The sequence below is a fragment of the Variovorax sp. Root318D1 genome, assembly GCF_001424835.1.
Classification (GTDB): Bacteria; Pseudomonadota; Gammaproteobacteria; order Burkholderiales; family Burkholderiaceae_C; genus Variovorax.
In genome coordinates, this window is the sequence record NZ_LMCQ01000020.1 from 230,417 (window position 1) to 242,813 (window position 12,397).

Genomic DNA, 12,397 nt, shown 5'->3' on the forward strand with positions numbered 1-12,397 from the left:
CTCGGGGTCCGCCGGCTTTCGCGAGGCGCTGCCTGTTGGCATGCCTCGCTTTTTTCCCTTGCCGCTTTCACCCAGCACGCGACCGCGCCTGTCCTGCAGGCGGCAGAGGAAAAAGTTCTTTGAGTTTTGGACGGTCCGCACCACACGCGGGCCGACGGAAGGTTCGTGGCGTGCAATTTCTTCTGGCGTATCTGAGCACCCGCTCGCAACGATGGCGAGGCGGCATGGCCGCAGCCGTCGTGGCGATGGCGGTCCTCGGCTGCACGCTCGCCGGAACTGCCGCGCACGCCGCGCCCCCGTCCGGCGGCACCGTGATCCGCAACGTCGCCACCGCCACCTACGTGCCGGCCGGCTTTTCGCAGACCGAGACCTCGAGTTCCAACGGCGTCAGCGCCACCGTGCTGCCGGTCGAGGCGCTGGTGCTCACGCAGGACCAGTCGGTGAGCCGTCCGCCGGCCGCCGTCGTCACGCTGAGCCATCTGCTTGCCAACACCGGCAATGTGCCGTCGAGCTACACCATCGGGCTCGCCAACGGCGGCGCGGGCTGCCCGGCCGGCGCGCTCGACCTGTCGGCCCTGCGCGTGGTGCGCGACACCAACAACAACGGCGTGGCCGATGCGGCCGACCCGGTGCTGCCGCTCGGCACCGCTGGCGCCATCGCGCTGCGGTCTGGCGAAACCGCAGCGCTGCTGGTGCAGGGCACCATCCCTGCCGCGGCCAGCGGCAATGCCTGCGTGGTGCTCACCGCCACCACCGCGCTGCAGAAGCTCAGTGCCGTCAACCGCGACACCGTCACGGTAGGCGATGCGGCGGTGCTGGCGATCACCAAGTCCGCGAGCTATCCGGGCTTCGTGGTTCCGGGCACCACGCGCATCGACTTCACCGTGTCGGGCACCAACATCGGCGCGCGCGACGCACGCCCCGGCAACACCGCCGCACCCGCCGGAACGCCGGTGCTGGTGAACGGCACGCCCACCAGCCTGCTGCTGGTGCGCGACCTGGTGCCCGCGGGCACGCGCTACATTGCGGGCAGCCTGCAAAGCACGGCGGCCGGCGCGGTGCGCCTGTTCCGCCTGCCGGGCGATCCGGACTTCAGCTACCGCACCGCCGAAGATGCTTCGGCGGTCGAAGTGGCCATCGGCGTGCCGACGGCGCTGTCGCGCAACGCATCGATCGCCATGCAGTTTGCGGTGCAGGTCAAGGCCGACCAGAGCGGCGACATCCGCAACACCGCGCAGAGCTACTACAACGACGGCGTGGCGCCCGCGGTGTCGCCGTCGAACACGGTGGTCATCACCCCCAGCCAGAGCCGCATCGGGGTGGCCAAGGCGGCCTCGACGCCGCGGCTCAACCGCGGCACCGACGGCCAGCTCGACGGCACCGCCACCGTGAGCTTCAGCGTCAACGTGCGCAACTACGGCGCCGTGTGGCTCTACGGCGTGCAGGCGACCGACCTGCTCGAAGGCAGCGGCGCCACGCAGTTCGGCAACTACACGTCGGCTGCGGTGCCCGCCGCCAACCAGTACACCATCGTGCCCGGCACGCTGGCCATCGCAGGCAACCAGGGCAATGGCGTGGGCGGTACCGTGGCTGCCGCCGACAGTGCGTTCAACGGCACCGCCGCCGCGCAGAACCTGCTGGCGCCCGGTGCCGTGCTGCCGGTGGGCGCGCAGTTCACCGTGCGCTTCGACGTGCGCTTCAACGTCGGCGGCCGCGCCGGTACGCTCTACAACACCGTGCGTGCCCAGGGCGCGCTCACCGCAGGGGGCTCGCCAGCGGCCTTCGACGACTCGGTCAACGGCAGCAACCCCGACGCCGACGGAGACGGCAATCCGAACAACGACAGCTCCCCCACGCCGGTGTCCACGCAGCTGCCCGCGCTCACGCTGGCCAAGACCGCCTCGGCACCGCGGCGCGTGTCGCAGGGCGTGTACGAGCTCGACTACCGCCTCAAGGTGAGCAACACCGGCGCGGCCTCGGCGCCGAACGTGCGGCTCATCGACAACCTCAATTGCACCTTCGACATGGACAAGCCCGACGGCCTCGTTGCCGCCTGGGAACTGGCCGGTCCGCCGAAGGCGCGCAACGGCATCCTCCATGCCGCGGGCGGCTTCACCGGCCGTGCCACCTGCGACCGCGAAGCGCTCGCCAGCAGCGATCCCTTCAGGCTGCCGACCGAAGCCGTGCTGAGCGTCACCGACGGCAGCCGCGCGCTGGCGCCGGGCCAGAGCGAAGAACTCTCGTTCACCGTGCGCATCACGCAGAAGCCCGGCATCGTCGGCGGCCGCATGGCGCTTACCAACAAGGCCTGGGCTGCGGCCTTCGACCAGAACACGGTCAACGTCACGCCGGCCATGCTGGTGGCAGCCAGCGCCAGCTCGGCGCAGTCGCTGCTCGCAGACCCGCAGGGCACCGTCTACAACGCCGTCACGCGCCAGCCCGTGGCTGGTGCGGTCGTCACCTTCACGCGCCAGTCGTGCAGCAGCGGGCCGGTCACGCCGATCACCGCGGAAGAGCTGTATGGCGGCTCGTCGGGCATCTACACGGTCAACGCCAACGGCAGCTTCTCCATGACCACGGGCGCCGACGGCGGCTACCAGTTCTTCCTGCAGTCGCCGCCGGTCACCGGCTCGTGCACCTACGCGCTCGGCGTGGTGCCGCCCGCAGCCAGCGGCTACGTGACGCCGTCGCAACTCATTCCGGTCACGGCCGGCACCTTCAACAGCTGCGGCGCCATCGTGCCGAATGCCGGTCCGCCGCAGGGCGCGGACCCGACCACCTACTACTTCTCGGTCAACGCGGGCTTCAACCCATCCGGCGCCGCTTGCGACGTGGTGCACAACCACATCCCGCTCGACCCGGGCAATGTGCTCGGGCTGGTGCTGCGCAAGGAAGGCAGCAAGCGCCAAGTCGAGTTTGGCGACTTCATGGACTACGCCCTGGTCGTCACCAACAAGACGGGCTTCCCGGTTACCGGCGTGCGCCTGGCCGACAGCTTGCCGCCGGGCTTTGCCTATGTCGCGAACAGCGCGCGCCTGAACGGTTCGGCCGCGGTCAACCCGGCCGGCGGCGCGGGCCCGCAGCTGGTCTTCGACTATCCCGCGCTGGCGCTGGGAGTGGACCAGTCGGCCACGGTGCGCTACCGCGTGCGCATCGGCGTGGGCGCGCCCACCAATGGCGACGCCGTCAACCGCGCCCGTGCGAGTTCGGGTCCGATGCAGTCGAACCTGGCCAACTGGACCGTGCGCGTGACGGGCGGCGTGTTTTCCGACGACGCCTTCCTGTTCGGCAAGGTCCACATGGATTGCAAGCGCGACGGGCGGCAGGAAGGCGACGACGAAATCGGCGTGCCCGGCGTGCGCCTCTACATGGAAGACGGCACGCACGTCATCACCGACGTGGAGGGCAAGTGGAGCCTCTACGGCCTGAAGCCGATCACCCACGTGCTGCGCGTCGACCAGACCACGCTGCCCGCCGGCGCGCGGCTCGAGGCGCTCGACAACCGCAATGCCGGCCGTCCCGAGAGCCGCTTCGTCGACCTGAAGAAGGGCGAGTTCCACAAAGCCAACTTCGTCATCGCCAACTGCGACACGCCGGGGGTGATGGACGAGGTGGCGGCACGCCGTGCCGCCATCGCCGCCATTCCCGACACCGAAGCCGAGGCGCAGGTGCGCATGCGGCTCGACCCCGAAGGCAAGATCGTGCCGGTGGGCGACGCGCGCTCGCTGCCCGCCAGCGGCCAGGCGCTGGCTACCGGAAGTACAGGCAGTACGGGCAGCGCCGGCTCAACGCCCTCCAACTCCGCCCCGCTGATCGCGATGCCCGTGGCGCCCGCCAACGCGAGCAGCTTCGTCAACGGCGCATCGAGCACCTTGAGCGGCACGCTCGGCGCCAGTGCGGCACCGGCGCCCACGCCCGCAGGCAGTCTGTTCGCGGCGCTCAGCGGCCTGCCCACCAACGCGCAGGGCGCAACGGCCACGGGCGGCGGCGCCACCGGCGTGGGCGCATTCGCGAGCCGCCCGGTCAACACGAACACCGCCATGCTCGAGCCGCGCCAGAACGCGGTGGCACCGCTGCTGCCGCAGGCCGTGCCCAGCCCGGTCGAGCTCGAAGCCCTGTTGCCGCAGATCGAAGACAACGCGCTCGGCTTCATCGACCTGAAGGACGGCGACACGCTGCCGGGCCAGTCGGTCAACGTGCGCGTCAAGGGCCAGGCCGGCCTGGCGCTGCGCCTCACCGTCAACGGCAAGGCCATCGAGGAGCGCCGCGTCGGCAAGAAGACCGAGCTGGCCGGCAAGAAACTTGGCGCCTGGGAATACATCGGCGTGCTGCTGCAGCCTGGCGCCAACCGCCTGCTGCTCGAGGGCGTGGACCCTTTCGGCAACGCGCGCGGCACGGCGCAGCAGATCAGCGTGATCGCGCCCGACAAGCTCGGCGCGATCCGCATCGACGTGCCCGAATCGGCGAAGGCCGACCTGCGCACGCCGGTGATCGTGAAGGTACGCCTGACCGATGCGGCCGGCGTGCCCGTGACCGCACGCACCCAGCTCACGCTCGAAACCGACCGCGGCCGCTGGCTGGACGAAGACCTGAACCCCGCCGAACCCGGCACGCAGGTGTTCATGGAAGGCGGCGTGGCCGAGTTCCGCCTGCTGCCGCCAGGCGAACCCGGCGACGCGCGCCTGCGTGTGACGGCAGGCAGCTTCGTGAAGGAAGTGCGCCTCGCGCTCTTGCCCGAGATGCGGCCGATGATCGGCGTGGGCATCGTCGAAGGCGTGCTCGACCTCACCAAGCGCGGCGGCGTGCCGCTCGGTGCGATGCCTGCTGGCGCCGCTTTCGAGGCGGAACTCACCGGCCTGGCCGACGAGAGCAACAGCAACCGCCGGGCCGCCGCCCGCACCGCTTTCTTCTTCAAGGGCACCGTCAAGGGCGAGTACCTGCTCACCGCCGCCTACGACTCGAACAAGACGCGCGACGACCGCCTGTTCCGCGACATCCGCCCCGACGAGTTCTATCCCGTCTACGGCGATTCGTCGGTCAAGGGCTTCGACGCGCAGAGCACGCAGAAGCTCTACGTGCGCATCGACAAGAACCGCTCCTACCTGCTGTACGGCGACTTCACGACCGCCAGCAGCACCGAGGTGCGCAACCTGAGCCAGAGCAACCGTGCGCTGACTGGCCTGAAGCATGTGTACGACGACGGCAACGTGCGTGCCACCAGCTTCTTCTCGCGCACCGCGCAGACGCAGCAGGTGGAAGAGTTCCGCGCGGTCGGCACCTCGGGCCCTTACTACCTGAGCGCCACGAGCGGCGAGTTCGTCGACAACAGCGAGCAGGTCGAGGTCGTGGTGCGCGACCGCAACCAGCCCAACCTGGTGCTGCAGCGCACGACGGTGGCGCGCTTCGTGGACTACACCATCGAGCCGCTCACGCGCCGCATCCTGTTCACGCATGCGATCTCGTCGGTCGATGCCAATCTCAATCCGCAGTCGATCCGCGTGACCTACGAGATCGATGCCGGTGGGCCGAAATTCAACGTGGCCGGCACCGACGTGCAGGTGAAGGTCGGCGACAACCTGCAGTTGGGCGTGGTCGCGAGCACCGACGAGAACCCCGAGAACCGCCGCAAGCTCGGCGCGCTCACGGCGGTGGCGCGCCTGGGCGACAACACCACCATGGCCGGTGAGTGGGTGCGCACCGAGTCCGACAAGAACGGCAAGGGCAGCGGCGGCCGCGCCGAGCTGCGCCACCAGACCGAAGACCTTGCCGTGGTTGCGCTCGCCAGCAAGACCAGCCCTGGCTTCGACAACCCCGGCGCGAGCTTCTCCGCCGGCCGCACCGAAGCGTCCGCGCGCGCCGAGTACCGCATCGACGCCACCACCGCCGTGCGCGGCGAAGCGCTCTTCAGCCAGGACGCCTTGCTCGAGGGCAGCCGCCGCGGCTTCACCGCCAGCGTGCAGAAGAAATTCGGCGAGCAGATGGCCGCTGAAGTCGGCCTGCGCCATGGCCAGAGCGGCGCGGGCCTGGGCACCAGCTCGGGCTTCGACTACGGCCAGATCTCGACCTACAGCGGCAACCTCGGCAGCGGGGTCGGCGCCAGCAACGTCACCGCGCTGGGCGGCGCGGCGAGCGCGAACGCCAGCCCTAATGCCGAAGACCTGACGACCGTGCGCGCGCGCTTCTCGGCCCAGGTGCCGGGCCTGCCGCAGGCCAACGTGTTCGTCGAGGGCGAGCAGGATATCCGCAAGTCCGACCGCCGTGTGGTGGCCGTGGGCGGCAACTATGCCGTGACCGACAAGACGCGCATCTACGGCCGCTACGAGCTGGTCTCCAGCCTCTACGGCCAGGACCAGCTCGGCACGACCGGGTCGAACAACGTCGGCATCCTCGGCGTCGAGAGCAGCTACATGGAAGGCGGGCGCGTGTACAGCGAGTACCGCCTGGCCGACAGCATCGACGGCCGCGCCGCGCAGGCGGCGACCGGCGTGCGCAACACCTTCAAGCTCAACGACCAATGGCGCCTGACTGGCGGCATCGAGCACACGCGCCAGCTCGGCGGCCTGCGCAACAGCGGCAACACGGGCACGGGCTATTCGGGCGGGCTCGGCCAGTCGACCGCCATCACCGGCGGCGTCGAATACATCGCCGAGCGCATCAAGGCGAGCGGCGTGCTCGAAGGGCGCCGCGGCGACGATGCGAACACGCGGCTCTTCAGCGCCGGCTTCGGGTACAAGATCGACCGCTCGTGGAGCCTGCTCGCGCGCAGCGTGATGAGCGACAGCGAAGGGCAGGGCACCAATGCCGGCAACGCGCACCACCTCGCGCGCCACCAGGTCGGCCTGGCGTACCGTCCGGTCGATACCGACCGCTGGAACGCGCTGATGCGCTACGAGCGACGTTCGGAGCGCGTGGTGGGCGCGGGCAGCACGACCGGTGCACTCGACGGTTCGAGCGTTTTCGGCGCGGGTTCCGGCAACGCGAGCCTGCCCGGCACGACGAGCGCCGACATCGTCTCGGCCCACCTCAACTACAGCCCGCGGCCCGGCACCGTGATCAACGGGCGCTATGCGGCCAAGTGGTCTCGCGCCGACGACGGCTGGCTCAAGAGCACCTACCGCGCTCAGCTGGTGCAGGCGCGCTACACGCAGGACATCAGCAAGGATTGGGACTTCGGCATCCAGGCCGGCCTGCTCCACGGCAAGGGCGGCGCGCTGCAGAAGACGATGGGCGCCGAGGTGGGCTACCAAGTCATGAAGGACCTGTGGGTGTCGGCCGGTTATAACTTCGTCGGACTCAAGGACCGCGACCTCACGGCCAACGAGTACACCAGCAAGGGCGCCTACATCCGCCTGCGCTTCAAGTTCGACGAGATGGGGCTGGGCTTCTCCTCGGCCGGCGCTGCGGCCTCGGCGAACGCCAAATGACAAGAATTGATTCGGCCGCAATGGCAGAACAGATGACTCGATTTCCATCTTCGATCGCCCGGCGCATGCGCATTCTGCTGGTGCTGCTGGCATCGTTCGTGTCGGCGCCGACGCTGGCTGCACAAGCCGCTTGCACGCCGCAGTCGGGCTTCAACTCCTGCGTGCGGGTGACCTACTCCGGCGGCGACCAGAGCTTCACCGTGCCCGCCGGCGTGACCTCAGTGTTCATCAAGGCATGGGGTGCGGGCGGCGGCGGACCCAACATCAACTACTACGCCACGCAAAGGGGCGGCGGCGGCGGCGGCTTCTCCTCCGGCACGTTGGCAGTGACTGCGGGCACGGCGCTCGGCGTTCGCGTCGGCGAAGGCGGCGGCGTCAACGACGCCTCCACGACCTACGGGGGCGGCGGTGCGGGCGGCAGTGCGCAGGCGACGGCCATCGGCGCGAGCGGCGGCGGCCTTTCGGGCGTCTTTGCTGGAGCAACCTACACACAGGCCAACGCCGTGCTTATCGCCGGCGGCGGCGGCGGCTCGTCGCCGGGCGCGGACGTGGGCACCCCTTCAGCCGGCGGCGGCGGCGGTGCGAGCGGGCGCGATGACAACGTGGCTGCCAGTGGACGGCCCGGCACCCAGACAGGGGGCGGCGCTGCGGGTACGGGTGGCACTTGCAACCTCGGCGCGCCAACGAGCGGCACCGCGCTCCAGGGTGGCAATGGCGGCTCCACCAACGAGAACCAGAACGAAGGCGGCGGCGGCGGCGGCGGCGGCTACTTCGGCGGCGGTGGCGGCCTGTGCCAAGGGACTTCACCGAACGGCATGGGCGGCGGTGGATCCGGCTACACCGGTGGCGTGACCAGTCCGACCACGGCCGTGGGATTGAATTCGACGACCGACAATGTCGGCGGCGCGGCAGCCACGACTGGCGACGCTCACTATTCGACCGGCATCGGCACCGGCGGCGGCGCCAATGCCAGCGGTGGCAACGGGCTCGTGGTGATCCAGTTCAACGCGGCGCCGTCCATCACGCTGAGCAAGACGGCACCGGCCACGGTGGCGCCCGGCGCGGCCATCGCCTACGTGCTCGGCGTGACCAACAACGGGTTCATCGCCACCGGCACTTCGGTGGTCGTGCGCGAGCAGCTTCCGCCGGGCGTGATCGCCACTGGGGCCACAGCCGGCACCGGTGTCACCTCCGTGAACTGCGGAACCATGCCGAGCACGGCCGGCGCGTTGCTGACCTGCACGATGACGCTGCCTACCGCCGGCATTCCGGCCAGCGGCGGGGTTCGCAGCTTCACGCTCAATGCGACGGCGCCGCTGGTGGCGGCGGGGACGGTGCTCACCAACTATGCGAACAGCAACGTGGCCGGCAGCGGAACGCCGGCGACGGCGCCCAGCGCATCCTGCGTGTCCAACGCCACGGTGAGCTGCGCCAGCGCGGCCACCACCGTGGTGACTGGCGCAGCTTCGCTCGCGCGTTCGGGCGAGCGCACCGTCACCGACAACCAGGTGGCCAACGGCAGCGCGCAGGACGTGCTCGAAGCCATCGTGCGCGATGCTGCCGACAACCCGGTGGCTGGCACGGTGGTGACCTTCGCCGCCACCGCCGGCGTGGCCTTCAACGGCGGCACGGTCGGCGCGGCCGGCAGCTGCACCACCAGTGCCAGCGGCCTTTGCCAAGTGACGGCGACCAGCACCGTGGCAGGAACCAAGAGCACTGCCGTCAGCGTCCCGGCCGGCGTGCTGACCGGTGTTTTCAGTGCGGGCGGGCAAAGCTACGGCGCGAGCCCTGCGGCCTACACTTTCGTGGCCGTCGCGCCGAGGGTGACCATCCGCGCGACCTCGCTCAACGGCGTCGGCACCTTCGACTTCACCGGCAGCAATGGGCTCGCCGCGCAGAGCATTACCACCACGGCAGCCAACACGCCCGAGAGCGCGCCGGTGCAGACGCTCACGGCCGCGAACACGGCCACCACCATCACTCAGGGCGTGCCGCCGGCGGGCTACACGCTGACGGCCGCGTCCTGCACCGGCCTGCCTTCCGGCGGCACGGCCACGCTCGCCGGCCGCACGCTCACACTCAATGCCGCGGCCACGGCGTCCGGTGCCAACCTGGTCTGCACCTTCACCAACACCGGCAGCACCGGTGGCACGTCGCCACCTGTTCCGCCGACGATCAGTTGCCTCTCGAACGCGGCGATCTTCAACACGGCCTACAACGGCGTCAGCGGCCCGCCGTTGAGCACCGGGCGCGACACAGTGTGGGAGTCGGGCGAAGGCGCCGCCAGTGGCGGCCCCGGTACGGTGACTTCTTGGCAGCGGGCCTACGTGGGCAACAAGGCCCCCGGCGCCTGGATCAATTCGCCCTTCGGCAACGCCAACTGGAACTCGAACTACGACCCGAACCACGCAGGCAACGTCGACGTCTACCACCGCTTCACCTTCAACATGGCGGCGTCGGTGAACCCGGCGAGCTTCTCGCTGAAGCTGGACTTCTACGCCGACAACTCGGTGGCTGAAGTGTTCGTCAACGGCGTGCTGCAGAGCGTGCCCGGCGTGCCGCAAGGCAGCAGCAACCCCTACTTCTTCGTCGGCTTCCAGGCGGGCGGGCAGGCGAGCGCAACCTTGTCGAGCAACTGGCGCACCGGCAGCAACACTGTGGTGGTGCACATCAAGAGCGGCGCGAACGCCGAAGGCTTCCTTGCGCAGGCCACCACCACCGCAGTTTGCGCTCCCCCAACCTTGACCCTGTCGAAGACCACCACAGGCGGTGCCGGCGGTCCCTTCAACTTCACGCTGAGCAACACCACCCAGACCAACGGCGTGGTCAGCACGGTGGCTGCGGGTACGGCGGTGCAGGTCGACGGCAACACGGCGACGGCCGGCACGCAGCCTTTCTCGGCCACGGCCCAGGGCGCCGCGATCACCATCGCCGAGCCAGCGGTGCCGGGCTGGAACCTGGCGGGCGCGGTCTGTACCGATGCCGGCACGCCCGTCGGCAGCCTGGGCACCGGCACCAATGCGCGCACCTACACGATTCCCGCAGCCAGCGTGCAGTACGGCAGGCCGCTGGTGTGCACCTTCACCAACGCGGCCTCGGCGACGGTGACGATCAGCAAGGTGAGCAACGGCGGCGTGGGCCCCTTCGGCTTCACCGGCAGCAACGGCCTCGCGGCGCAGACGATCACCACAGTGACGGCCGGCACCGCGGTCGCGGGCGCGATCCAGACGCTCACCGCACCCGGCGTGGCCACCACCATCACCGAAGATCCGCTGCCCGCCAACTACGCGCTCACCGGTGTGAGTTGCACTGGGCTGGGTGCGGGCGGCACCGCCACGCCCGACCTGCCCAACCGCAGGGTGACGCTCGATGCGGCCGCCACCGCAGCGGGCAGCAACATCGCCTGCACCTTCACCAACACCTTCACGCCGCCGTTCCCCCGGGTGCAGATCGTGAAGACCACCACCGGCGGCAGCGGCGCCAACCTGTTCGGCTTTGCGCTCAGCGGGCTCTCGGCCGCCACCGACAGCATCACCGTCACCGGTGCAGGCACCGTGAGCGGTGCCTCCAACCTGACCGGCACGGCCGGCGTGCTGGCGACGATCAGGGAAAGCGTCCCCGCCGGATGGCCCGCCAACCCGATCAGCGCGAGCTGCCTGGATGCGGCCAGTGCCACGCCCACCGTGCCTTTCGGCACGCTGGCCGGCAATGAGCTCACCATTCCCGCGGCCAACATGGTGGCCGGCGCCAACATCACCTGCACCTTCGTCAACGGCTTCGGCTACACCGTGACGGGACGCGTGTTCCTGGACAACGGCACGGGCTCGGGCGTCGCGAACGACGGGTTGATCAACGGCAGCGAGGGCGGCATTGCCGGCGTGGGCGTGAAGCTCACCAATTGCAGCGCCACGGTGCTGTCGACGGCCACCACCGACGGCGCCGGCAACTACGCGCTCGACGTGCCCTTTGCCACCGCCGCGAACGCGCCGCTGTGCGTGGAAGAAACCAACACCGCGCTGCGGCTCTCGACCGGCGCTTCGTTCGGTGCCGTTGCGCTGCCTTCGGGCTCGGCGGTGGCGAGCGGCGGCACAAGCTACACCTACACGCGCAGCGGCACGCCCGACCGCATTGCCTTCACCTGGAACGGCACGGGCCACACCGGCCTCAACTTCGGCGACGTGGACCGCAACACCTTCGCGGCCGATGGTGCCAAGAGCGGCATGCCGGGCAGCACCGTCAGCTATGCGCACACCTTCATTGCGCGCACCGGCGGCACGGTGAGCTTCGCCATCTCGAATTCGGTTGACACGCCGGCCGTCAGCGGCTGGAGCGGCAAGATCTTTGCCGACACCGGCTGCACTGGCACCCAGCAGCCCGGTGCAGCGCTTCTGTATCCGCCCGCGGCGCCGGTCACGGTGGTGGCGGGGCAGAACGTGTGCATCGTGATGCAGGAGTTCATTCCCGCCAACGCGGCCAACGGCAACAACAACCAGAGCACGGTGCAAGCCAGCTTCAGCTTCACCAACGCCGGCCCGGCCCTGAGCGCGAGCTACACGGTGCTCGACACCACGACGGTGTCGAACAGCGCACTCGAACTCAAGAAGGAAGTGCGCAACGTCACGCAGGGCGGCAGCTTTGGCGTGAACAACCAGGCCAAGTCGGGCGAGACGCTGGAGTACCGCGTCAGCTACACCAACAACGGAACGACGCCGATCTCGGACATGAAGATCAACGACACGACGCCGCAGTACACCAGCTTCGTCGCCGCGCAGGCCGGCACCACGCCCGCATCGCTGACCGCCTGCCGCAAGAACACGCCTGCCAACGCCGTCCCCGCGCCTTCGGTGGCCTGCGCGGTGGCGCAGACCGCCGGCGGCACCGGCACGCTGAGCTGGGAGTTTTCCGGCTCGCTCGCGCCCGGCGGGTCGGGGTCGGTGCTCTTCAGCGTGAAGGTGGATTGAACGGGATCGCTT

The 12,397-nt window shown here is 69.8% G+C and carries 2 protein-coding genes; both read left to right on the forward strand.

The window, feature by feature from the left end; translation table 11 throughout:
- The first annotated feature begins 224 nt into the window (after window positions 1–224).
- Window positions 225–7,424 carry a DUF11 domain-containing protein gene (locus ASC78_RS17935; RefSeq protein WP_055804051.1) on the forward strand — a complete coding sequence of 2,400 codons (7,200 nt, stop codon included), beginning with the start codon at window positions 225–227 and terminating at the stop codon, window positions 7,422–7,424.
- A gap of 65 nt (window positions 7,425–7,489) precedes the next feature.
- Complete coding sequence (locus ASC78_RS17940) at window positions 7,490–12,385, forward strand: beta strand repeat-containing protein (protein WP_162246107.1); 4,896 nt, start codon at window positions 7,490–7,492, stop codon at window positions 12,383–12,385.
- Window positions 12,386–12,397: the final 12 nt, after the last annotated feature.